Genomic DNA, 21,263 nt, shown 5'->3' with positions numbered 1-21,263 from the left:
GAATGATCTCGGTTCTCGTCGTCGACGATTCCGTGGTGGTCCGTCGGCTGATCGTCGACGCTCTCGGGGAGGCGCCGGGCATCCAGGTGGTCGGCACCGCGGCGAACGGTCTGCTGGCGCAGGCCAAGATCGACCAGCTCAAGCCCGACGTCGTCACCATGGACATCGAGATGCCGCAGATGGATGGCATCGAAGCCGTACGTGAACTGCGAAAACGGCACACGCAGCTGCCGGTGATCATGTTCAGCACGCTGTCCGCGGCGGGTGCCACCGCGACCCTGGAGGCGCTCTCCGCGGGCGCCACCGACTACGTCACCAAGCCGAGCAACGTCGGCTCGGTGAAGGAGTCCATCGCGGCGGTGCGGGAGCAGCTCGTACCGAAGATCCAGGCGCTCGGCGGACGTCGCCGCCCGCCGCCCGCCGCGCCGCCCCGCGGTCCCGCCCCGGCGGCCGGACCCGGACGCCCCGGCGCCGGCCCGGTTCCCGGACGGCCCGGACTGCCGCCGCCCGGCGCGGCCCGCCCCACCGGACCGGCCCCGGCCGGCCCCCCGCCCCGTCGCGGTCCGCAGGGCCGGATCGACATCCTGGCGATCGGCTCCTCCACCGGCGGCCCGGACGCGCTCACCAAGGTGCTGCTCGGCCTCCCCGCCGACCTGCCGGTGCCGGTGGTGATCACCCAGCACATGCCGCCGGTCTTCACCAAGATGTTCGCCGAGCGGCTGGACCGCAGCACCCCGCTGAAGGTGGTGGAGGCCGGCGACGGGATGGAGCTCACGGCCGGCACGGTCTACATCGCCCCGGGCGACCGGCACCTGGTCTTCACCCGCCGGGGCACCTCGACGCTGACGCAGCTCAGCAACGCGCCGCAAGAGAACTCCTGCCGCCCCGCCGTGGACGTGATGTTCCGGTCGGTGGCGGCGCTGTACGGCAACACCGCCTTCGCGACGGTGCTCACTGGAATGGGACAAGACGGACGGGGTGGTGCGAAAGTGCTACGCGACGCGGGCTGCGAGGTCCTGGCGCAGGACGAGGCGAGCTCGGTGGTCTGGGGCATGCCCGGCGCCGTGGTCGGCGCCGGGCTGGCGGACGAGGTGCTGCCGCTGGACCGGATCGCCGGTGCGCTGCTGAACCGGGTTCGGGTGGGCCGGTCCGCGGCGGTGGCCCGATGACCCTGTCCCAGGCCGAGTTCACGTTCGTCGCCAACCTGGTCCGGCGCGAGGCGTCCATCGTGCTGGCGCCCGGCAAGGAGTACCTGGTCGAGGCGCGGTTGATCCCGGTCGCGCGGGCGGTCGGGGCACCCAACGTCAACGACTTCATCGCGGATCTCCAGAAGCGCCCCAACCCGCAGCACCAACGGAAGATCATCGACGCGCTCACCACCAACGAGACCTCGTTCTTCCGGGACCGGGAGCCGTTCTCCGCGCTCACCGACGTGGTGCTGCCCGAGCTGATCAAGTCCCGGGCCAGCGCCCGCAAGCTGCGTTTCTGGTCGGCGGCCAGTTCCAGCGGGCAGGAGGCGTACAGCCTGGCGATCACGCTCCAGGAGGCGCTGCCGGCCGGCTGGTCCTTCGAGATCCAAGGCACCGACATCTCCACCGCGATGGTCGAGCGGGCGCAGAAGGCCGAGTACAGCCAGGTCGAGGTCAACCGGGGGCTGCCGGCCACCCAGTTGGTCCAGTACTTCGAGCGGGCCGGCGCGCACTGGCGGGTCATTCCGGCGCTGCGCAAGAACGTCTCGTTCAAGCACATGAGCCTGACCGCGCCGTTCCCGCCGATGCAGCCGTTCGACGTGATCTTCCTGCGCAATGTCCTGATCTATTTCGACGTCGCCACCAAGCGGCAGGTGTTGCAGAACGCCGCCAAGATCCTTCGCCCCGACGGCTGGCTCTTCCTCGGGGCGGCCGAGACGACGATCGGGATCGACGACAACTACGAGCGGGTGGCCGCGGGCCGCACATCCGCCTACCGAGTCCGAAACGCGGTGCCCGCGGGCGCCGGAAGGAGGGGATGACGCCGATGCGCGCCATGGTGATCGATGACTCGCGCGCGATGCGCATGATCCTCAAACGCATCGTCACGAAGCTCAGCTTCGAGGCGGTGGAGGCCGGTGACGGCAAGGAAGCGCTCGACCTGCTGGCCGACATGACCGAGGTGCCGGAGCTGGCCCTGATCGACTGGAACATGCCCAACATGAACGGACTCGAGTTCGTCATGAAGGTCCGGGCCGACCCGCGGCTGCGGGAGATGACCCTGGTGATGGTCACTACGGAGAGCGAACAGAGCCAGATCGTCCGCGCGCTCGCCGCAGGTGCCCATGAATATGTGATCAAACCCTTCACCGAAGGTGCCATGATCGAAAAGCTGGCCCTGCTGGGCCTCGTCCCGACCGGAGCGAACTCATGAGTGTCGAAGTCGAGGTGGACGAGAACGACCTCGCTGAGATGGTGGAACAGGTATGGGAGTCGTACCTGGATCCGGAGGGCATCAGCCCCCTGATGCAGACGTACGACGAGAACCAGCCCTCCGAGGTCCACTCGTCGGTCTCCATCACCGGATCCTGGACCGGGCACGTCGTGTACGCGTCCTCCCGGGCCGCCGCCCAGCGCGCCGCGGCCGCCTTCCTGGCCATGGAGCTGGAGGAGGTCAGCGAGGAGGACATCTCCGACACGCTCGGCGAACTGGCGAACATCGTCGGCGGCAACGTCAAGGCGATGCTCCCGCCGGGGGCGCAGTTGTCGCTCCCGCAAGTGGTGCTCGCGCCGGAGAGCTCGGCGCGTTATCCGAACACCGAACGCATCAGCGGCGTCTATGGACTCTGGGAAGGCGAGCCGGTGTCCATTTCGATGTGGCAGAGCAGCACCGACACGAAGGAGGAGGGTGCATGAAGATCCTCATCGCCGATGACAGCCGGGTGATGCGGCAGATCGTCGTCCGTACCCTGCGGCAGGCCGGCTTCGGCGACCACGACCTGATCGAGGCCGCGGACGGCCAGGAGGCCTTCGACATGGCCACCAAGGATCAGCCGGATCTGGTCATCTCGGACTGGAACATGCCGGGGATGACCGGCATCGAGGTGTTGCGTCAACTCCGGGCGGCCGGTAACCAGGTCAAATTCGGTTTCGTCACCTCGGAGTGCACGCCCGAGATGAAGACGGCTGCCGAAGCCTCCGGCTCGGCGTTCTTCATTGTCAAACCGTTCACCGCTGAGCGATTCGACGAAGTTTTCGCTCCTATTTTGGGATGATTGCGACATGTCAGACGTCTCGGTTCTTCCCGGCTCTCTAGCCGTACGCAACCTGTTCGAGGACCTTCTCGGGCGCGAGGTCACGGTCAGCCCCGGCGACCCGCTCAGCGCGGATGAGATCAAGACCGCCACGGTCGCGATCTTCACCGACGCCGGCCAGAAGATCTACGCGGTCATGGGCATGCAGCTGAGCCTGGCGGCCAACGCCGGCGCCGCGCTCGGTCTGCTGCCGGCCGGCGCGGCGGAGGACAGCATCGACGAGAAGCAGCTCTTCCCGAACCTGGCGGAGAACGTCTTCGAGCTGTGCAACATCTTCACCAGCCTGCTCAACAAGGAGGGCTCGCCGCACGTCAAGCTCTACCAAGTGATCTACCCGGGGATGGAGCTGCCGGGCGACGCCCGGGCCGTGCTGCTCGCGCTCGGCCGCCGGCTCGACCTGATGGTCGAGGTCAACCGGTACGGCAAGGGCAAGCTCAGCCTCTCGCTGGCACCCTGAGGGCCGGATTTGAGCGCGAAAAATCGAAGATTGTTCATTGCGGGCCCGCCGGGATCGGCGGGCCCGCAAATTTGTGGCTAAGCAATCCTGTGCCCGGGCCGAAGCTTAGGTTGAGCTTGCCAAGGGACAGGGAGAAACTCGATGACCTCGGGGACCTCGGGAATCGGCGCCGGTGCTTCCGGCTCGGAAGCCGCCGCGGCAGCCGCCGCGGCGAAGTCCGAGCTCGCCAAGCAGGCGGCCAAGAGCAAGGACCTCGGCGACAAGGACACGTTCCTCAAGCTGCTGGTCGCCCAGCTGAAGTACCAGGACCCGTCGAATCCCGCGGATTCGACCCAGTTCCTGGCGCAGACCGCGCAGTTCACGCAGGTCGAGAAGCTGGAAGACATGATCAGCATGATGAAGGGCCAGCGGATGGTGAACGCCAGCGCGCTGGTCGGCAAGACCGTCACGTACATGGACCCCAACGGTCAATATCAGACCGGAGTGGTGTCCGCGGCGAAGCTCAACGGAGACAGCGAACCGACGCTCAAGGTCGGGAACACGGATGTAGAGCTGTCCAAGGTCACGGAGATTCAGCAGACCGCCTAATTCCGTAATTCCTCCTCCTTATCGCGAAGGAATACCTCAATGCTGCGTTCTCTCTACTCCGGCATCAGCGGCCTGCACGCGCATCAGCAGATGATGGACGTCACCGGCAACAACATCGCGAACGTCAACACCGTGGGTTACAAGTCCTCGGTGATCCAGTTCGAGGACACCCTCAGCCAGATGGTCGGCGCGGCCGGCGCGCCGCAGAACGGCCAGGCCGGCACCAACCCGGCGCAGGTCGGCCTCGGTGTCCGGGTCGCCGGCATCACCTCGAACTTCAGCCAGGGCTCGGCCGAGACCACCGGCAAGTCCGGCGACATGATGATCCAGGGTGACGGCTTCTTCATCACCCGCAGCGGCGGTGAGCAGCTCTACACCCGGGCCGGTTCCTTCTTCTTCGACGCCAACGGCGTGCTGACCACCACCACCGGCGAGCCGGTGCAGGGCTGGACGGCGACCGACGGCATGGTCAACGCGGCCGGCAAGCCGGACGACATCCGGATGCCGCTCGGCGCCACCATCCCGCCCCAGGCGACCTCCAAGGTCACGCTCAAGGGCAACCTGAGCTCGGACAACATCCCGGACGTGAACAACCCGAAGAACTACGGCGTCGAGGGCACCCCGGTGGGCAACCCGGGTTACGTGACCACGATTCCGGTCAAGGTCTTCGACGCGCAGGGTGGCACCCACACGGTCACCGCCAAGTTCACCCGGACCGCCAACGACAACGCCGCGAACAGCTCCGACTGGCGCGTCGACCTGTACGCCGAGGGCGTCGACCCGAGCGACCCCGCCTCGCCGACGATCGGCTCGGTCCCCTCGCTGACGTTCACGAACGGCAAGGCGTACGAGGCGGACGGCACCACGCTCAAGAACTCGATCGACATGGGCACCGACCCGACCGACCCGAGCAAGCCCCTCTACAAGATCGACATCGGCGACGTGACGTCGTACTCCGGGCTGTCCGACGCCCGGGTGTTCGACACCGACGGGCAGACCGCCGGCGCGCTCACCTCGCTGTCGTACACCGTCTCCGACACCGGCCAGATCATCGGTGTCTACAGCAACGGCTTGAAGCAGGTGCTCGGCCAGGTCGCGATGGCGACCTTCAAGAACGTCAACGGCCTGGAGAAGGTCGGCAACTCGCTGTACCGCAGCACGGTCAACTCCGGGTACGCCCAGGTCGGGCAGCCCGGCAGCGCCGGCATGGGTCAGGTGATCAGTGGCGCCCTGGAGATGTCGAACGTCGACCTCGCCCAGGAGTTCACCAACCTGGTCATCGCCCAGCGCGGCTTCCAGGCCAACTCCCGCATCATCACCACCTCCGACGAGCTGCTCCAGGAGCTCGTCAGCATGAAGCGCTAGTAGCACCAGTCTCTCGGCTGAACGGCCGGGGCAGGCACTCCGCCTGCCCCGGCCGTTCTGTGCGCGGCCCCGGAACGCCGAGGCTCGCACCCGGATAGCGACCGGCTCGATCTCATCGGCAACCGAGGTCGGGCCGAAGTAACAGGCGAAGGGCCACGGACGGTCCTCACCAGCCAAGGACGACCCAAGGACGGAACAGTCTTGATCCTCGTAACTCGCATCAACGGTGCCGTGTTCGCGCTGAACCCGGACCTGGTCGAGCGTGTGGACTGCACGCCTGACACGGTCGTCACCCTGGTGGACGGCACCAAGTACGTCATCGCCGAGTCCGTGCCCGAATTCATCGACTCGGTGCGTCACTACCGCGCCTCGCTGATCGCGCAAGCAAGTCGCATGGAGCCCGAGCCCGTGGCTGCCGCCCCTGCCTCGTCTGACGACGAGCTCGACGCCAAGGTGCTCCCGCTGCACCGGAAGGAACGCTGACATGGACATCTCAACCATCGTCGGAGTGGTCGCCGGACTGGTGATCGTCTTCACCGTCCAGATCCTGGAGGGCGGCTCGCCCGCCTCCATCCTGCTGATCCCGTCGATGCTGCTGGTCTTCGGTGGGGCGTTCGCCGCCGCCATGGCCGGCGGTGTGCTCAAGGACGCGACCGGGTTCGTCGGCGTGCTGAAGAAGGCCTTCACCGCCAAGGTGACGCCGCCGACCCAGCTGCTCGACAACGTCGTGAAGCTGGCCGAGCGGGCCCGCCGTGAGGGTCTGCTGGCCCTCGAGGACGCGGTCAAGACGGTCGAGCACCCGTTCCTCAAGCGGGGTCTTCAGCTGGCGATCGACGGCACCGACCCGGACGAGCTGCACGACATCCTGCACGCCGAGGTGGCCGCCAAGAAGAAGGCCGACAACGCGGCCAAGAAGTTCTTCGAGAACATGGGCGGTTACGCGCCGACGATCGGCATCATCGGCACGGTCATGGGCCTGGTGCACGTGCTGGAGAACCTCGACAAGCCCGAGACCCTGGGCCACTCGATCTCCGCCGCGTTCGTCGCCACCCTGTGGGGCGTGCTCAGCGCGAACATCATCTGGCTCCCGATGGCGGCCCGCCTGACCCGGCTCTCCGCGGTCGAGGCCGAGGAGATGGAGCTCGTGATCGACGGTGTCCTGGCGATCCAGGCCGGCTCCAACCCGCGTCTGGTCGCCCAGAAGCTGCGGAGCCTGCTCCCGCCGGACGAGATGAAGAAGGCTGAGGCTGCGGCCTCCTCGAAGAAGGCGGCCTGATCTCCATGAGCTCTGGTGGCGGGGGCGCCAAGCGCAAGAAGAAGGGCCATGAGGAGCACGAGGAGCACGTCAACCACGAGCGCTGGCTCGTGTCGTACGCCGACATGCTCACCCTGCTCTTCGTCCTCTTCGTTGTCCTGTTCTCGATGAGTGACATCAACCAGAAGAAGTTCGCCCAGCTCGCACAGGGCCTGTCGGCGAGTTTCGGTTCGAAGAGCGCGGCGTTCACGGGGAACTACGCCCCGCTGGACGGCTCCTCGAACGCGGCCCAGATCGTGCAGATCGACCCGGGTGCCAACCCCGGTGACGGGAGCTCCGGCACCGAGGGTCTGAACCAGAGGCAGAAGGAAGCGGTCGAGCGGGCCGTGAAGGCCGAAGACCGTAAGAGGGCCTCGGCGAATGCCGACAAGGCAGTGAAGGAGGCGGAGAACATGAAGGCGATCGAGAACAAGATCTCGGACGCGCTCGCCGCCGCCAAGCTGCTGAACAACGTGAAGTTCACGATCGACCAGCGCGGTCTGGTGATCACCGTGGTGACCAACGAGGTCGTCTTCGCCGGCGACCGGGCGGACCTGCGCCCGACCGGCGAGAAGATCCTCGGCGCGATCGCCCCGACGCTGGCGAAGCTGCCGAACAACGTCGAGGTGGACGGCAACACCAACCAGCTCAAGGCGAAGACCAAGTACTACCCGAGCGGGTGGGAGCTCTCCGCGGCGCGCGCCTCCACCACGGTCCGGTACTTCACCGGGCACGGGATCCCGAAGAAGCGGCTGAGCGCGGTCGGCTTCTCCGACACCAAGCCGCTGATCGACCCGAAGGACCCGCGCTCGATCACCATGAACCGCCGGGTGGACGTGGTCGTGCTGACCATGCTCACCGCCGACCAGGCAGCCCTGCTGCCGGACGCGGCCGGCAGCGACGCGAAGTTGCACAACGGCCAGACCACGGCCGAGGCCAAGGCCTTGCAGAAGAAGATCGAGGCGGAGAACGCCTCGGGTACCAGCACGACCGGCACGAGCACGACCGGCAAGACCGACCACAGCACGTTGATCACGGCTGACACCCGTAACTGACCAGGGGGGAGTTCTGATGGCAGACGAGAAGGACACGGCCGCCGAAGCGCCGAAGAAGTCGAACAAGATGATGATGATCGTCATCGCTCTGGCACTGGTCGTGCTGGGCGGTGGCGGCGCCGGGGCGTTCTTCATGCTCAAGGGCGACAAGGCCGAGGCGAAGGCGCCGGTCAAGGGCGTGGTCACCGCGGCCGAGAACACCATCACGGTGAACCTGGCGGACGGGCACTACCTGAAGCTCGGTTTCGCCCTCCAGCAGACCGAGGACGCCGGCACCGAGGCGGTCGACCTGAGCGAGGCCTACGAGCTGGCGATCGACGAGTACACCGGAAAGACGGTCGCCGAGCTCTCCACCGAGGAGGGCCGCACCAAGATCAAGGAAGAGCTGGTGGCGAAGCTGATCAAGGCTTACACCGAGGACAAGAAGAAGATGGTCATGGACATCTACTACACCTCGTTCGTCACGCAGTAAGGCCGGCGACGGCAGGGCGGGTCTCCTCCGGGAGACCCGCCCATCTGTGTAATAAGGGCATAAAGCGGGCCCGGGGCTCAGCGGTTCGCGAAGTCCGCCGATCAGGACGACGTGACCACCACCGCACGCACCCCGGGCAAGATCTCCCGCCGTGGCCAGGGTGGAGGGCCGACGGCGTACGACTTCCGCCGCCCCATCAAGCTCTCCCGGGAGCACGTCCGCACCCTCCAGATCGCGTTCGAGACGTACGCGCGCAGTTGCGGCACCCTGCTCACCACCCGGCTCCGCGCGGTCAGCAACGTCTCCCTGATCTCCATCGAGCAGCTGAACTACGACGAGTACGTGGCGTCGCTGGCCAACCCGACGATCATCGGGGTGGTCACCCTCGATCCGCTGCCCGGCACGGTCCTGATCGAGATCGCCCAGTCCGCGGTGATGACGGCGATCGACCACATGCTCGGCGGCCCCGGCGGCTCCCAGCCGGAGCGGCCGCTGACCGAGGTGGAGATGCCGCTGCTGCGGGGCCTGCTCGAGCGGATGCTGGGCGAGCTGCGCTACGGCTTCGAGAGCCTGGTCGACATCCAGCCGCACCTCAAGGAGATCGAGTACAACGCGCAGTTCCTGCGCGCGCACGCGCCCGGCGATGCGATCGTGGTGGCCTCGTTCGAGACCAAGATCGGCGCGGAGGAGTGCATCGCGACGATCTGCCTGCCGTTCAACACCATCCTCCCGGTGCTCTCCCGGACCGAGGCGGTGGTGCTCAGCGCGGCCGAGCAGCAGGCCAAGGACCGGGCGCTGCGCAACCTCACGGCCGGACTTTCCGCAGCTCCGATCGACGTAGCAGTGCGATTCCAGCCCATCCGGATGCGTACCGATGACATCGTGGATCTACGTCCGGGTGACGTCGTGCCGCTCGGGCATCCGACCAGCCGGCCGCTTGAGGTGACCGTGAACGACATCGTCTTCGCGCATGCCGTTCCCGGTAATCAGGGTGCGCGGCTCGCCTGTCTCGTCGTGCCGTCCCCCACCGAGAACGAGTCCAAGGAGTCTGGCCGCTCATGACCGCCCCCACCATCACCGCGCCACAGCTCATCCTCGCGCGCAACGCCGCCGACGCCGCGCTGGCCGTGCTGCCCACCAGCCGCGCCCTGGTCGCCGGTGATCCGGTCGTCCCCGACGCCGGGACGGTGATCGAGGGTCAGGCGGTCACCGCGCGCTTCAGCGGCGCGGCCAGCGGCGAGGTCGTCGTGGTGGTCGGCCAGGACCTCGCCGACGCGCTCAAGGAGAGCCCGCTCGGCGAACTCGACCTGACCGCGGCGGTCCGGCCCGCGCTGGAGGCGGCCTCCCGGGTCTTCGGCCCGGTGGTCCTCGACCCCGGGCAGGTGATGGAGCCGGAGGTGGCGATCAGCGCGCTGGCCGCCAAGGCGGGCTCGGTCGCCATCCCGCTGCGCGACGACGAGGACGTCCGGGCGGTGCTCGCGCTGTCGCTGAGCACCTGGCCCGGCGAGGAGGATCCGCTGGCGGCCGCGGCGGCCGGCGGCGGGGTGGCCCAGCGGACCCCGGCCGCGGTGGGCCGGCGCGGTGGGCTGGACATGCTGCACGACGTGGAGATGGAGGTCTCCGCCGAGCTCGGCCGGACCCGGATGAGCGTGCGGGAGCTGCTCTCGCTCACCCCCGGCGCGATCGTCGAGCTGGACCGGGCCGCCGGCAGCCCGGCCGACCTGCTGGTCAACGGCCGGCTGATCGCCCGCGGCGAGGTGGTCGTGGTCGACGAGAACTTCGGCATCCGGATCACCGAGATCGTCTCGCCGGGCGCCGAATAGGAGTCACGACCTTGTTGCGGCTCCTCCTCCAGGTCGGCTTCTCCCTGTTCATCGTGCTGTTCATGATGTGGGGACTGGCCCGGGCGCTGCGGCGCCCGTTCGGCAAGAGCAGTCACGGCCAGTTGGCGGTGCTCAACCGGCAGCAGCTCAGCCGGGGTGCGGCGGTGACCGTGGTCCGGGTCGCCGACCGGGCGCTGGTGCTGGGAGTCACCGATCAGCAGATCAGTTTCCTGGGTGAGGCCGAGCTCGCGATGTTCCAGACGCCGCCGCCGGAGCACCGGGATCACCTGGTGCTGGAGCCGACCGAGCTGATCGACGCGGACGGGACCACGACGACCCTGCCGGGGCGGCACCCCGCCGCGCCCACCGAACCGGTGCAGCACGGCTCGATCCTGTCGCCGAAGACCTGGAGCTCGACCCTCGAATTCCTGCGCGAGCGAACGACGAGGAAATAGCGCCATGACCGACTGCATCGAGCGGCACCGCCCGACGGCGGCGGACGGCCTGATGGCTCTGCGACGCGCGCTCCTGCTGATCATCGCGGGCGCCGGGCTGGCGCTCGTCCTGCCCACTCCGGTCTCGGCGGCACCGGACAGACCGCAGGCTCAGGCGGCGGCGCAGGTGGGCGTACCCCAGAAGGCACCGCAGGCGCCCGCCCACCCGGCGGCGAACCGGCCGGTCCGCAAGCAGGTGCCGCAGGCACCGCGGACGTCGCCGCCGAGCATCAACCTCAACATCAACGGTACGAACCCCGACGGCAGCCGCCCGGCCTCCAGCCTGGTGATCGTCCTCGGGCTGACGCTGCTCTCGGTGGCGCCCGCGCTGCTGCTGCTGTGCACGTGTTTCACCAAGGTCTTCATGGTCCTCGGGATCACCCGCAACGCGATGGGCCTGACCACCCTGCCGCCCAACCAGGTGATCGCCGGCCTGGCCCTGTTCCTGAGCCTTTTCATCATGGGCCCGACCGTCTCGCAGATGAACGACGTCGGCGTGCAGCCCTACCTGAAGGGCGACAAGACCCAGTCGCAGGCCTTCAACGACGGCATCAAGCCGCTGCGCGAGTTCATGTGGAAGACCACCCGCGAGGACGAGCTGGCCTTGCTGATCAAGGTGTCCGGCGCGGAGAAGCCGGCGAACCGGGACGCGGTGCCGCTGACCACGCTGGTGCCCGCGTTCGTGCTCTCCGAGCTGCGGGCCGCGTTCATCATCGGGTTCGTCATCTTCATCCCGTTCCTGATCATCGACCTGGTGGTCTCCGCCTCGCTGATGTCGCTGGGCATGATGATGCTGCCACCGGTGACCGTCGCGCTGCCGTTCAAGCTCCTGCTGTTCGTGCTGGTCAACGGCTGGGGGCTGATCATCACGGCGCTGGTCGGCTCGTACCGGACATGAACTACGACGTGCCGATCGCCGAGCTGCTGGCGATCATGCTGGGCGCCTGCCGGACCGGCGCGTGGATGGCGGTCTGCCCGCCGTTCAACTCCCGGCTCATCCCCGCGCCGGTGAAGGCCCTGCTCTCGGTGGGTCTGGCGCTGCCGATGGCGCCGTACCTGCGGGGCACCCTGCCGTCGCTGGAGACGTCCGCGCTGGTCGCCAGCGTGGCCCTGCAGATCTTCGTCGGGGTCGGGCTCGGGTTCGTCACGGCGCTGCTGTTCGCCGCCCTCCAGGCCGCCGGCGACCTGCTCGACCTGTTCGGGGGGTTCACGCTGGCCACCGCGTACGACCCGCTGGGGATGAGCCAGAGCTCGATCTTCGGCCGGTTCTACAACCTGGTCGCGGTCACCCTGCTGTTCGCCGGTGACGGGCACCAGCTGATCCTGCGCGGCTTCCTGCAGAGCTTCCGCACCCTGCCGCTGAACACCACGTTCTCCTTCGAGACGTTCAGCCGGCTGCTGGTCAGCGGCGTCGGCGAGATGTTCCTGGCCGCCCTCCAGATCGCCGGGCCGCTGATCTGCGTGCTGTTCCTCGCCGACGTGGCGCTCGGCCTGCTCAACCGGGTGGCGCCCGCGCTGAACGCGTTCCAGCTCGGCTTCCCCATCAAGATCTTTTTGGTGGTGACCCTGTCCGGGCTGGCCATCTCGATGCTGCCGGGTGCGTTGCACTCGCTGGTCGAGCGGGCCGTGACGGCGGTGGTCCGGCTAGCCGGCGGCTGAAGGGGGTGTAGATGTCCGGCGAGAAGACCGAACAACCGACAGCGCAACGGCTCAAGAAGGCCAAACAAGAGGGTCAGATCGGGCGTACGCCGGACCTCGGCGCCTGGTTCGGCATGCTCGCCGCGAGCGTGATGCTGCCGCGCACCCTGAGCAAGGCGATGGAGCACGCCGAGGAAATGATCGCCAAGGTGCCGGAGACCATCGCCGACCCGGACCCCGGCAAGGCCCTGGCGATGCTCAAGGACGGCCTGCTCAGCGCGGCCTGGACGGTGCTGCCGCTGGCGCTGACCATGATGGCGGTGGGCATCGCCGCGGCCGGCGCCCAGGGCGGCATCCGGGTGGCGACCAAGCTGTTCATGCCGAAGTTCAACCGGCTCAACCCGTGGCCCGGGCTGAAGCGGATGCTCGGCCCGCACGCGCTCTGGGAGGCCACCAAGGCGCTGTTCAAGACCGCGGTGCTGGGCGCGGTGCTGTGGATGACGATGAAGGACATCGTGCCGCAGCTGATGAGCGCGGGCCGGCTGCCGCTGACCGCGCTGCTGGGGATCGTCACGGACGCGGCGCTGTCGCTGATCCGGGCGGCGGCGGTGGCCGGTATCGCGATGGCGGCGGCGGACTACTTCGTGGTGCGGCGGCGTACCCAGAAGCAACTGCGGATGACCAAGGAAGAGGTCAAGCAGGAGAACAAGAACGCCGAGGGTGACCCGCTGATCAAGGCGCAGATCCGGGCCCGGCAGATGGCCATGGCGCGCAACCGGCAGATGGCCGACGTGCCGACCGCCGACGTCATCGTGGTCAACCCGGTGCACGTCGCGGTGGCGTTGCGCTACGAGCCGGAGAAGGGCGCGCCGCGGGTGGTGGCCAAGGGCAAGGGGCCGCTGGCTGCCAAGATCCGGGAGCTGGCCACCGAGAACCGGGTGCCGATGGTGCAGGACGTGGCTCTGGCCCGGGCCCTCAACTCCGGCTGTGAGGTCGGCCAGGAGATCCCGGCGGAGTTCTTCGCGGCGGTGGCGCGGGTGCTGGCGTTCGTGATGAGCCTCAAGGCGAAGGGCTCGGCGGCCGGGCTGCACCGCAACCCGAACCCCACCCCGGCAATGACGTAACCGAAATTTCAGGAGATTTCCTCACGTAGCTTCCAGTTACCGGGGAAGATCGGGGCGTGGCGGTGCCACAGGGGTCCCAGTGACACGTCGTAACGGCGGTGACCGGGACCGGATGGCCGTCGGACTGCCCATGCCGGGAAGGTGTCGTGAAGAACCTGAGCCTCAGCAAGCTCGCCGTACCCGTCGGGGTCATCGGCATCATCATCATGATGGTCGTCCCGTTGCCGACCTTCCTGCTGGACCTGCTGATCGCGCTCAACATCACGGTTGCCCTCCTGGTCCTGCTGACCAGCATGTTCGTGCAGCGGCCGCTCGACTTCGCGGTCTTCCCGGCGCTGCTGCTGGTGATGACGCTGTTCCGGCTGGCGCTGAACATCAGCGCGACCCGGCTGGTGCTGCGCGACGGCGACGCCGGCAAGGTGATCCACGCGTTCGGCAGCTTCGTCGTCGGTGGCAACCTGGTGATCGGCCTGGTGATCTTCGCGATCCTGGTGATCGTCCAGCTGATCGTGGTGACCAAGGGCGCCGAGCGGGTCGCCGAGGTCGGCGCCCGGTTCACCCTCGACGCGATGCCCGGCAAGCAGATGGCGATCGACGCCGACCTGAACGCCGGCCTGATCGACGAGGACGGCGCGAAGAAGCGCCGGGCCGAGGTGGCCGCCGAGGCCGAGTTCTACGGCGCGATGGACGGTGGCTCCAAGTTCGTCAAGGGCGACGCCATCGCGGCCATCATCATCACCCTGATCAACCTGATCGGCGGCTTCGCGGTCGGCGTCCTCCAGCACGGCCTGGCGCCGGCCGACGCGATGAATCAGTTCAGCATGCTGAGCATCGGCGACGGCCTGGTCTCCCAGGTGCCGGCGCTGCTGCTCTCGGTGTCCACCGGTCTGATCGTGACCCGCTCGGCCACCTCCGGCGACATGGGCCAGAGCGTCACCGCCCAGCTCAGCCAGAACAAGCTGGCGCTGCGCATCGGCGGCGCCGCGGCCCTGGCCCTCTGCGTCATCCCGGGCCTGCCCAAGATCCCGTTCCTGCTGGTCGGGGTGACGGTGCTGGTGATCGCGCAGCGGGTCAAGGAGCCGATCCCGGAGGAGACCGCGCCGGTCGCCGAGGCGGTCGAGATGCCGGCCGCCGACTCGCCCGAGTCGCTGCTCGGCGAGATGCGGATCGACCCGCTCGAACTCGCCCTCGCGCCGGACCTGGTCGACCTGGTCGACGCCAGCAGTGGCGACCTGCTCGACCGGGTGCGGGCGCTGCGCCGCAAGATGGCTCTGGAGCTCGGGGTGATCATGCCGCCGGTGCGGACCCGGGACGACCTGGACCTGCCGCTGTCGTCGTACGCCATCCGGATCTCCGGCGTCGACGCGGGCGCCGGGCAGGCGCCGCCCGGCACGGTGCTGGCGATCGGCGAGGGACTCCAGGCGCTGCCCGGCCGGGCCGGCGTCGAACCGGTCTTCGGCCTGGCCGGCAAGTGGGTGCCGGCCGAGCTGCACTACCAGGCCGAGCTCTCCGGCGCGACGGTCGTCGACCGGGCCTCGGTGATCATCACCCACCTCGCCGAGGTGGTCCGCAACAACGCCAGCCGGCTGCTCGGCCGCGAGGACGTCCGGGCGCTCGCCGACATGGTCAAGCGGACCCACCCGGTGGTGGTCGAGGAGCTGACCCCGGGGCTGCTCAGCCTCGGCCAGATCCAGAAGGTGCTCCAGGCGATGCTCGACGAGGGCGTACCGATCCGCGACCTGGTCCGGATCTTCGAGGCGCTGTCGCTGCGGGCCAAACTCTCGATGGATCACGACGGCCTGGTCGAGGCCGCCCGGAGCGCGCTGGGCCCGGCCATCGCCGCCCAGTACGCGACCGGCGGCCGGCTCACCGTGATCACGCTAGACCCGATGCTCGAGCAGAGCCTGCTCGAGTCACTCCGGCCCAGTGAGACCGGCGCCTTCATGGCGATCGACGGCATGCGTGCCGAGGCGATCGTCAGCGAGGCCAGCCGGCTCGCCGAGGCCGCCGAGCAGCAGGGCCTCAACCCGGTCCTGGCCTGCTCGCCACAGCTGCGGTTGCCGCTGATGCGACTGCTGCGCGCCGGTTCTCGCCGGGTGCAGGTGCTGTCGTACAGCGAGATCTCTGGTTCCACCGCACAGATCGAGACGATAGGGGTGGTGAACGGTGCCTACGCGGGTGCTGCTTGAGGGACCTGCCATCGAGCCGTTATTGGAACAGGTACGTGACGAGTACGGCTCGCGCGTCCGGATCATCTCCGCCGACAAGGTACGAAGCGGTGGCATCGGAGGCTTCTTCGCGAAGCAGCACTACGAAGTCTCCGTAGAGGTTCCGGACGTTCTGGATGTACCTGACGCACACGAGGACAGTGAGAAAATGGCGCAACAGACCGTCGCCGAGAACGGCGCAAACCCGCTGGAACGGCTGCTGGAGCAGGCCGAGTCCCGGGACCGGTTCACCGGCGACGGGCCACCGGCCCCGCCGCCCGGGCGGCCGGGGATCCCGAAACTGGGCACACCGGCCCGGCCGGAGGTCCGCGACGCCGGCATCGGGGACACCGGCGCCGCGTTCGCCGAGCTGATGGCCGGCCTGGACGTGGCCAGCCACCTGGGCGAAGCACACCGCTCCGGCCACCGGGTACGGCAGCCGGCCGACCCGGACACCGCCGGGGTACGCCCGTTCACCCCGGCCACCGCGACCGAGTCCCCGGTCAACGGCGGCGCCCGGCCCAGCCTGCCGGCCGCGCTGCCCAGCCGGCCCACCCGCCCGGAACGGCCCGCACCGGTCTCCCCGGCCGCCGCCGGGCCGCCGCCGGCGCCGATCCGCCCGGCCGAGCCGAGCGCGGCGCCACCCCGGGCCGCCTTCCAGCAGCAGCCGCCACCGGCCCCGATCCGCTCCGCGGCCGAGGTCTACGGCCTGTCCGAGGACGACGAGCCGGCCCCGGCCGCCGCCCCGGCGCCACCCGCGCCGAAGGCGAAACCGGTCCGGGCCCGCGCCGCCGCCACCGACCTCGACCCGGTGCAGACCAACCTGATGACGGTCGGCATGCCCGAGGAGATGGCGCGGCAGATCACCGGCGGCGACACGTACGCCGGGGTGCTCAGCGTGCTCGCCTCCCGCCCGGCCGCGCCCGGCATCCCGGACGGCCCCGGCGAGATCCTGGTGATCGCCGGTGAGGTGCACACGACCGTGCCGATCGCCAAGCAGCTGCTGGAACAGGTCCACGTGGACCAGACCCACCTGCTGCTCGCGGCGCCGTCCACGGCCGGCACCGGGCTGCACTCGTCGCGGCTGATCTCCAGCCGGGACGCCGCCGAGTCCCGGGCCGAGAAGTTGCAGACCTCGGACCACCCGTGGATCGTGGTGATCGACGCGCCGGTCGGCGGGACCGATGAGTTCTGGGTGAACGACATGTGCGACGCGCTCGGCGCCACCGCGCTCTGGGCCGTCGTCGACGCCACCCGCAAGACCGCCGACACCGCTCGCCACCTGCGCAATCTCGGTGAGGTGGAGGCGCTCGTGGTGCACAGCGTCGAGCTCACCGCGGACCCGGCGTCGGTGCTCGGGCTGGACGTGCCGATCTTCTCGCTGGACGGCAAACCGGCGACGCCGCACGCCTGGGCCGCGATGCTCTGTGCCCGGATCGCCGCCGAGGTGATGCCGGCCGCCGCGTCGCCCCGCCGGGCCACCCGCGCGGCCCGCCGATGATCCGACCGTCGGTGCTGGTGTTCGCGCTGCTGATCAGTCTGCCGGCGTGGTACCGGCTGCTGTTCGACCAGCTCGAGATCACCCAGGTCCTGGTCCGGTTCCTGATCGCGGTGCCGATCGCCGCGGTGCTGCTCGCCGCGTTCCGGTTCGTCACCTCCGGATACGGCGTCACCGAGGAGACCCCGGCCACGCCCGTCGAGGCGCGCCCGGTGAACCACCCGGACTGACCGGCCGCACTGGCCCTTGGGGAAGAGTTGCCAGTGCGTACACCGAAATCGGCGCCGGCCCGCATGGGCCGGCGCCGATCGTCGTCGATCAGGCGTGCGTGTCGAAGCGCCCGGCCGGGGTGACCCGCCGGGTGGTCACCGGGGCCGGCTCGGCCGGCAGCTCGGTGGTCTCGCCGCTGTCACCGGCGGGCCGCCGGCCGAACCCGCCGGCCGCCTCGAACCGCTGCCGGGCCTGGTCCTGCTGGCCGCCCTGGCGCAGGTCCAGCGAACAGTTGCCGAACCCGGCGTCCTGGAGGTCCCGGCGCAGGTCGTCGAGCGCGTTGCGGATCGCCTCGGTGCCGGCCTCGGTACCGCCGGTGAGCTGCACGTTGATGTCGCCGTTGCGGATCTCCGCGACCACCTGGACCGGGCCCAGGTCGACCGGGTGCAGCTGCACGGTGAGCCGGTGCACACCGTCCGCGTCCAGCCGCAGCGGAGCGATCCGCAGGGCGATCTGCTCGGCCGTCGGCACCGGCAGCGGGGTGCTCGGCGGTGGTGCCGGGGTGGCCGGGGCGGTGGGTGCCGCCGGGGCGGCGGCCTGCGGGCCGGTCACCCCGGGCAGGGCCGCGGCGGGCGGCAGGCCGGCGTCGGCGGGCTGCGCCGCCGCCGGGACCGCGGTGGGCGCGGCGGCCGGTCCGGTCGCGGTCTGCGTGCTGTTCTCCGGGGTACGGAACGCGTCCGCCCCCGGCTGCCCGGAGCCGCTCGCGGAGTCACCGCCGGCGCCCGCGCCCGTGCCGGCGCCGGGGTCCGGTGTCGTGGTGCCGGCGACGGGCGCCTCGGCCGGCGGCGCCGGGGTGGCGGCCGGGTCGGTGGGCGTGCCGGCGGTGCCGGCCTCGGCGGTCACCGCGGGGTCGGTCCCGGTGGTGGCCGGGTTCGCCCACGCCGGGCGGGCCGTGGCGGCGGCGGCAGGTGCCGTGGCCGGGGTGGTCGCGGGTTGCTGGGCCGGGCCGCCGGTCGGCGTGGCGCCGGTCGCCGGGCCGGTCCCGGGAGTGCCGGGTGCCGCCTGAGCGGTTCCGGTCGCCGGGCTGCCCGCGGCCGGCTGCGCGGCGGTGGGCGTCTCGGCGGGCGCCGCCGCCTTCGGGCCCGCGGCGGTGGGTGCGGCCGCTTCCGCGGCGGCGACGGCGGTCTTGCCGGTGGGCTCCGCGGTCACCTCGGCCGGTTCCGTTGCCGGGGCCGCGCCCGTGGCCGGGGCGACCGGGCTGACCAGCGGCATCGCGGTCGCGGTCACGGTCGCGGCGGGCTGGCCGGTGGTGTCCGGCACGGTCTTCTCCGTGCCGTCGGCGGGTTCCGTGGCCGTGGCCGGCTCGGCGCTGGTCCCGGTGCTCGTGGCCGTGGATTCCGCGGCGTTTTCGGTCTTGGTCCGGGTGCGGTGGGCGGTGCGGTCCGGGCCGTGCGGCTGCGTCGGCTCCGCGTCGGCCGGCCGGTCTGCGGCGGTCTCCCGGTCCTGGACCCCGGCGGTGTCGTCGCCGACCGGGTCGGTGCGGTTCTCCGAGGCGCGGTCAGCCGCCGCCCGGTCGGCGGCGGCGCGACGAGCGGACGCACGGTCCGCCGCTCGGTCCGCCGCTCGGGCGGCCGCGCGATCCGCCGACGTCCGGTCGGCCGCCTCCCGGCTCGCGGACCGCTGCTCGGCGGTCCGCTGGGCGGCGCGATCGGCTTCGGCCCGCTGGTCAGCGGTCCGATCGGTGGCGGCGCGCCGGTCCGCCGTCCGCTGGGAAGCACGGTCGGCCGAGGCTCGCTCGGAAGCGGCCCGGTCGGCGGCTCGCCGGTCCGTCGCGATCCGGGCCGCCAGGGCGCGGTCCGTCCCGGCCCGCTCCGTGGTGGCCCGGTCCGTGGCGGCCCGTCCGGTCTGCTGCTCGTTCTCGTCCCGGTCGGAACGGCTCAGCTCGGCGGAGAGCGCCGACCCGAAGTCCGCCCCCTCGTCGCGCCGCGCCCCCGGCCTGCGGGTGGCCTCGGTAACGGGCCGGTGCTCAGGTCCGGTCACGGAACTCGGCATGGCGATGGGACTCCTCACTGCTCCGTTTGCACAACCGTGGGAAAGATCAGCCGCCGAGCGCGGCCAGCGCCTTCTGCACCTTCGGCACATACGCCTGGGTCTCGCTGAACGGCGGGATGCCGCCGTACCGGTGCACCGCCCCGCCGCCCGCGTTGTACGCGGCCAGCGCCAGCGGCACCGACTTGAACTCCTTGAGCAGGCCCTTCAGCATCCGCGCGGCCCCGTCCACGGCCTGCTCCGGATCGAACGGGTCGTCCACCCCGAGCCCGCGCGCGGTGCCCGGCATCAGTTGCATCATGCCGCGCGCCCCGGCCGGGCTGACCGCTTTCGGGTCGTACCCGGACTCCACCTTCGCGACCGCGGCCAGCAGCTTCGGGGAGACGTCGTGCTTGGCGCCGGCCTTGAGGAACAGGTCCGCGTACGGCACCCCGGCCAGCCCACCGGCCGCCGACCCGCGCAGCCCGGCCGGGCGCAGCGACGACATGTCCTGCACCGCCGCGGCCGGCACGTCGTCGAGGATCCGGCGGATGTGGGTCGGCTTCTCGTAGACCGACTGGATCTTCACGTGGTCGCCCGGCTTCGGCGCGGCGATCATCTTGTTGTCACCGAGGTAGATCGCCACGTGGTCGACCGGCGAGTCGAACGCCAGCACGTCACCCGGCTTCGCGTCGGCCAGGCTCGCCACCGGCCGGCCCGCGGTCGCCTGCTGCCACGAGTTGCGCGGCAGCTTGACGCCCAGATCCTCGTAGACCTGCTGGACCAGGCCGGAGCAGTCCAGACCCTTCTTCGGGTCGGTGCCGCCGAAGACGTAGGGCGTACCCAGGTACTTCTTCGCCGCCGCCACCACGTCGCCGCCGGACGGGCCGGTCGCCGCGCCGGTACCCTGACCGGCGCCGGTCGCCCGGGCCAGCGCGGACGCGAACTTGTCACCGGACTTCCCGGCCGCGTCGAGGGCGGCCGGCGGCGGGGTCAGGCCGAGCTGCTCCTGCAACTCCGCGATGCGCCCCATGACACCGGATACACCGAGGCTCATGCCGTTCCCTCCGCTCCGCTACGATCCCGCCGGCTCACGCGTCGCCCCCGGTCTCCCCGGCCGGTGCCGCGCCGCTGGCCGCGTTCCGGGCCTTCGCGGTGACCGCCAGTTCGTCCAGGTTCGCCTGGTCGGTGCGCAGGTCGTGCGCCTTGACCATGGCGGCGTGCCGCTCGGACAGCATCTCCACGGCCCGCCGGCGCTTCGCCGCGTCGGTCAGGGCGGCCAGCTTCTCCCGCTCGAGCTCCTCGGCGTCGGTGACCATCCGCTGCGCGCCGAACACCCCGGCGGCCAGCGACTGCCGCGCCACCAGGGCCGCGACCATCGCCCGGGCCGAACCCTCGGACGGCGCGTCCGCTCCGACGAGGTCGAGCTGCCGGCGCTTCACCAGGGCCTGCGCCTCCCGAACCTCGGCACGGGACTGAATCAGCTCGCCACGGGCGGCGTCCTCCTGCGCCTTCCGCGCGCGGAGCACCGGAGTGAGTCGGAACAGGCGGTTCATGCTGGCCTCCTAGCCGGGCGGTGGGGCCCTCACTTGACCGCTTCGGCACACCCGCGCCGGTCGCTGAGCCCCTGCACCCAACCCGCACCAGGTTTCGACCCCGGCCCGGTCGCGGCGTCCGCCTTCGCCCCCGGTCCGCCCCGCGCCGCACGAGATGCCCATTTCAACCCC

The 21,263-nt window shown here is 70.3% G+C and carries 24 protein-coding genes; 21 read left to right on the top strand and 3 right to left on the bottom strand.

All coding sequences use genetic code 11. From position 1 onward, the window contains the following. Positions 1-2 precede the first annotated feature (2 nt). From Aiant_RS18725 to Aiant_RS18625, 21 genes are all read left to right on the top strand, one after another. Positions 3-1,169, top strand: coding sequence for a protein-glutamate methylesterase/protein-glutamine glutaminase (locus Aiant_RS18725; RefSeq protein ID WP_189328276.1), 1,167 nt, complete (start codon positions 3-5; stop codon positions 1,167-1,169). Beyond that, positions 1,166-2,011, top strand: a complete 846-nt coding sequence (locus tag Aiant_RS18720; RefSeq protein WP_189328277.1) for a CheR family methyltransferase — start codon at positions 1,166-1,168, stop codon at positions 2,009-2,011. Before Aiant_RS18725 ends, Aiant_RS18720 begins: the two co-directional genes overlap by 4 nt. Further along, complete coding sequence (locus tag Aiant_RS18715; RefSeq protein WP_014694866.1) at positions 2,008-2,403, top strand: response regulator; 396 nt, start codon at positions 2,008-2,010, stop codon at positions 2,401-2,403. The genes Aiant_RS18720 and Aiant_RS18715 overlap by 4 nt, the downstream gene beginning before the upstream one ends. Beyond that, on the top strand, positions 2,400-2,885 hold the full coding sequence (locus tag Aiant_RS18710) for a chemotaxis protein CheX (RefSeq protein WP_189328278.1): 486 nt from the start codon (positions 2,400-2,402) through the stop codon (positions 2,883-2,885). Before Aiant_RS18715 ends, Aiant_RS18710 begins: the two co-directional genes overlap by 4 nt. After that, the gene (locus tag Aiant_RS18705; protein WP_189328279.1) at positions 2,882-3,244 is read left to right on the top strand and encodes a response regulator; all 363 of its coding nucleotides are present in this window, start codon (positions 2,882-2,884) and stop codon (positions 3,242-3,244) included. The genes Aiant_RS18710 and Aiant_RS18705 overlap by 4 nt, the downstream gene beginning before the upstream one ends. 7 nt (positions 3,245-3,251) lie before the next feature. Continuing rightward, positions 3,252-3,740 carry a hypothetical protein gene (locus Aiant_RS18700; RefSeq protein ID WP_189328280.1) on the top strand — a complete coding sequence of 163 codons (489 nt, stop codon included), beginning with the start codon at positions 3,252-3,254 and terminating at the stop codon, positions 3,738-3,740. A gap of 141 nt (positions 3,741-3,881) precedes the next feature. After that, positions 3,882-4,328: a flagellar hook assembly protein FlgD gene (locus Aiant_RS18695; RefSeq protein WP_189328281.1), complete on the top strand. Its 447-nt coding sequence runs from the start codon at positions 3,882-3,884 to the stop codon at positions 4,326-4,328. 39 nt (positions 4,329-4,367) lie between these two features. Next, a complete protein-coding gene (locus Aiant_RS18690) occupies positions 4,368-5,693 on the top strand; it encodes a flagellar hook protein FlgE (protein ID WP_189328282.1) in 1,326 nt (441 codons plus the stop codon). Between the two features lie 231 nt (positions 5,694-5,924). Beyond that, entirely contained in the window at positions 5,925-6,176 is a 252-nt protein-coding gene (locus Aiant_RS18685) for a flagellar FlbD family protein (RefSeq protein ID WP_229829795.1), read from the top strand. Position 6,177: 1 nt separating this feature from the next. Next, complete coding sequence (locus tag Aiant_RS18680) at positions 6,178-6,969, top strand: flagellar motor protein (RefSeq protein ID WP_185038043.1); 792 nt, start codon at positions 6,178-6,180, stop codon at positions 6,967-6,969. A 5-nt stretch (positions 6,970-6,974) separates the two neighbouring features. Next, positions 6,975-8,042, top strand: a complete 1,068-nt coding sequence (locus Aiant_RS18675) for a flagellar motor protein MotB (RefSeq protein WP_189328283.1) — start codon at positions 6,975-6,977, stop codon at positions 8,040-8,042. A 16-nt stretch (positions 8,043-8,058) separates the two neighbouring features. Then, entirely contained in the window at positions 8,059-8,514 is a 456-nt protein-coding gene (locus tag Aiant_RS18670; RefSeq protein WP_189328284.1) for a flagellar basal body-associated FliL family protein, read from the top strand. A 111-nt stretch (positions 8,515-8,625) separates the two neighbouring features. Further along, entirely contained in the window at positions 8,626-9,576 is a 951-nt protein-coding gene (locus Aiant_RS18665) for a flagellar motor switch protein FliM (protein WP_189328285.1), read from the top strand. Next, positions 9,573-10,337 (top strand): flagellar motor switch protein FliN, encoded by a 765-nt coding sequence (gene fliN / locus Aiant_RS18660; protein ID WP_189328286.1) that lies wholly within the window; start codon positions 9,573-9,575, stop codon positions 10,335-10,337. Before Aiant_RS18665 ends, fliN begins: the two co-directional genes overlap by 4 nt. An 11-nt stretch (positions 10,338-10,348) precedes the next feature. Beyond that, on the top strand, positions 10,349-10,792 hold the full coding sequence (locus Aiant_RS18655) for a FliO/MopB family protein (RefSeq protein ID WP_189328287.1): 444 nt from the start codon (positions 10,349-10,351) through the stop codon (positions 10,790-10,792). A 4-nt stretch (positions 10,793-10,796) separates the two neighbouring features. Continuing rightward, a complete protein-coding gene (gene fliP / locus Aiant_RS18650) occupies positions 10,797-11,729 on the top strand; it encodes a flagellar type III secretion system pore protein FliP (protein ID WP_229829796.1) in 933 nt (310 codons plus the stop codon). Continuing rightward, positions 11,726-12,490: a flagellar biosynthetic protein FliR gene (locus tag Aiant_RS18645; protein ID WP_189328288.1), complete on the top strand. Its 765-nt coding sequence runs from the start codon at positions 11,726-11,728 to the stop codon at positions 12,488-12,490. Before fliP ends, Aiant_RS18645 begins: the two co-directional genes overlap by 4 nt. An 11-nt stretch (positions 12,491-12,501) precedes the next feature. Next, positions 12,502-13,593 (top strand): EscU/YscU/HrcU family type III secretion system export apparatus switch protein, encoded by a 1,092-nt coding sequence (locus Aiant_RS18640; protein ID WP_189328289.1) that lies wholly within the window; start codon positions 12,502-12,504, stop codon positions 13,591-13,593. Positions 13,594-13,739: 146 nt separating this feature from the next. Then, entirely contained in the window at positions 13,740-15,782 is a 2,043-nt protein-coding gene (locus Aiant_RS18635; protein WP_189328290.1) for a flagellar biosynthesis protein FlhA, read from the top strand. Positions 15,783-15,969: 187 nt separating this feature from the next. Beyond that, a complete protein-coding gene (locus Aiant_RS18630) occupies positions 15,970-17,301 on the top strand; it encodes a hypothetical protein (RefSeq protein ID WP_229829797.1) in 1,332 nt (443 codons plus the stop codon). Next, entirely contained in the window at positions 17,298-17,528 is a 231-nt protein-coding gene (locus Aiant_RS18625) for a hypothetical protein (RefSeq protein ID WP_189328292.1), read from the top strand. Before Aiant_RS18630 ends, Aiant_RS18625 begins: the two co-directional genes overlap by 4 nt. Before the next feature lie 88 nt (positions 17,529-17,616). Here Aiant_RS18625 and Aiant_RS18620 read toward each other — a convergent pair whose 3' ends face one another. Genes Aiant_RS18620 through Aiant_RS18610 form a run of 3 tightly spaced genes read right to left on the bottom strand, consistent with a single transcriptional unit; the run spans position 17,617 to position 21,092 of the window. Beyond that, on the bottom strand, positions 17,617-19,560 hold the full coding sequence (locus Aiant_RS18620) for a flagellar hook-length control protein FliK (protein ID WP_189328293.1): 1,944 nt from the start codon (positions 19,558-19,560) through the stop codon (positions 17,617-17,619). Between the two features lie 46 nt (positions 19,561-19,606). Then, positions 19,607-20,593: a transglycosylase SLT domain-containing protein gene (locus Aiant_RS18615; protein WP_189328294.1), complete on the bottom strand. Its 987-nt coding sequence runs from the start codon at positions 20,591-20,593 to the stop codon at positions 19,607-19,609. 34 nt (positions 20,594-20,627) lie between these two features. Then, a complete protein-coding gene (locus Aiant_RS18610) occupies positions 20,628-21,092 on the bottom strand; it encodes a flagellar export protein FliJ (protein ID WP_189328295.1) in 465 nt (154 codons plus the stop codon). Positions 21,093-21,263 lie beyond the last annotated feature (171 nt).

The sequence above is a fragment of the Actinoplanes ianthinogenes genome (assembly GCF_018324205.1).
Classification (GTDB): domain Bacteria; phylum Actinomycetota; class Actinomycetes; order Mycobacteriales; family Micromonosporaceae; genus Actinoplanes; species Actinoplanes ianthinogenes.
Note: the sequence above shows the minus strand (reverse complement) of the source record. Positions and strands in the feature narration are given on the sequence as shown.

What these genes read in the sequence shown, in the direction of transcription:
- Aiant_RS18695 (WP_189328281.1), top strand. Translation starts at nt 3,882, where the DNA reads ATGACCTCGGGGACCTCGGGAATCGGCGCCGGTGCTTCCGGCTCGGAA.
- Aiant_RS18640 (WP_189328289.1), top strand. Translation starts at nt 12,502, where the DNA reads ATGTCCGGCGAGAAGACCGAACAACCGACAGCGCAACGGCTCAAGAAG.
- Aiant_RS18710 (WP_189328278.1), top strand. Translation starts at nt 2,400, where the DNA reads ATGAGTGTCGAAGTCGAGGTGGACGAGAACGACCTCGCTGAGATGGTG.
- Aiant_RS18700 (WP_189328280.1), top strand. Translation starts at nt 3,252, where the DNA reads ATGTCAGACGTCTCGGTTCTTCCCGGCTCTCTAGCCGTACGCAACCTG.
- Aiant_RS18680 (WP_185038043.1), top strand. Translation starts at nt 6,178, where the DNA reads ATGGACATCTCAACCATCGTCGGAGTGGTCGCCGGACTGGTGATCGTC.
- Aiant_RS18720 (WP_189328277.1), top strand. Translation starts at nt 1,166, where the DNA reads ATGACCCTGTCCCAGGCCGAGTTCACGTTCGTCGCCAACCTGGTCCGG.
- Aiant_RS18715 (WP_014694866.1), top strand. Translation starts at nt 2,008, where the DNA reads ATGACGCCGATGCGCGCCATGGTGATCGATGACTCGCGCGCGATGCGC.
- Aiant_RS18705 (WP_189328279.1), top strand. Translation starts at nt 2,882, where the DNA reads ATGAAGATCCTCATCGCCGATGACAGCCGGGTGATGCGGCAGATCGTC.
- Aiant_RS18645 (WP_189328288.1), top strand. Translation starts at nt 11,726, where the DNA reads ATGAACTACGACGTGCCGATCGCCGAGCTGCTGGCGATCATGCTGGGC.
- Aiant_RS18725 (WP_189328276.1), top strand. Translation starts at nt 3, where the DNA reads ATGATCTCGGTTCTCGTCGTCGACGATTCCGTGGTGGTCCGTCGGCTG.
- fliN (WP_189328286.1), top strand. Translation starts at nt 9,573, where the DNA reads ATGACCGCCCCCACCATCACCGCGCCACAGCTCATCCTCGCGCGCAAC.
- Aiant_RS18690 (WP_189328282.1), top strand. Translation starts at nt 4,368, where the DNA reads ATGCTGCGTTCTCTCTACTCCGGCATCAGCGGCCTGCACGCGCATCAG.
- Aiant_RS18615 (WP_189328294.1), bottom strand. Translation starts at nt 20,593, where the DNA reads ATGAGCCTCGGTGTATCCGGTGTCATGGGGCGCATCGCGGAGTTGCAG.
- fliP (WP_229829796.1), top strand. Translation starts at nt 10,797, where the DNA reads ATGACCGACTGCATCGAGCGGCACCGCCCGACGGCGGCGGACGGCCTG.
- Aiant_RS18630 (WP_229829797.1), top strand. Translation starts at nt 15,970, where the DNA reads ATGGCGCAACAGACCGTCGCCGAGAACGGCGCAAACCCGCTGGAACGG.
- Aiant_RS18675 (WP_189328283.1), top strand. Translation starts at nt 6,975, where the DNA reads ATGAGCTCTGGTGGCGGGGGCGCCAAGCGCAAGAAGAAGGGCCATGAG.
- Aiant_RS18625 (WP_189328292.1), top strand. Translation starts at nt 17,298, where the DNA reads ATGATCCGACCGTCGGTGCTGGTGTTCGCGCTGCTGATCAGTCTGCCG.
- Aiant_RS18670 (WP_189328284.1), top strand. Translation starts at nt 8,059, where the DNA reads ATGGCAGACGAGAAGGACACGGCCGCCGAAGCGCCGAAGAAGTCGAAC.
- Aiant_RS18610 (WP_189328295.1), bottom strand. Translation starts at nt 21,092, where the DNA reads ATGAACCGCCTGTTCCGACTCACTCCGGTGCTCCGCGCGCGGAAGGCG.
- Aiant_RS18620 (WP_189328293.1), bottom strand. Translation starts at nt 19,560, where the DNA reads ATGCCGAGTTCCGTGACCGGACCTGAGCACCGGCCCGTTACCGAGGCC.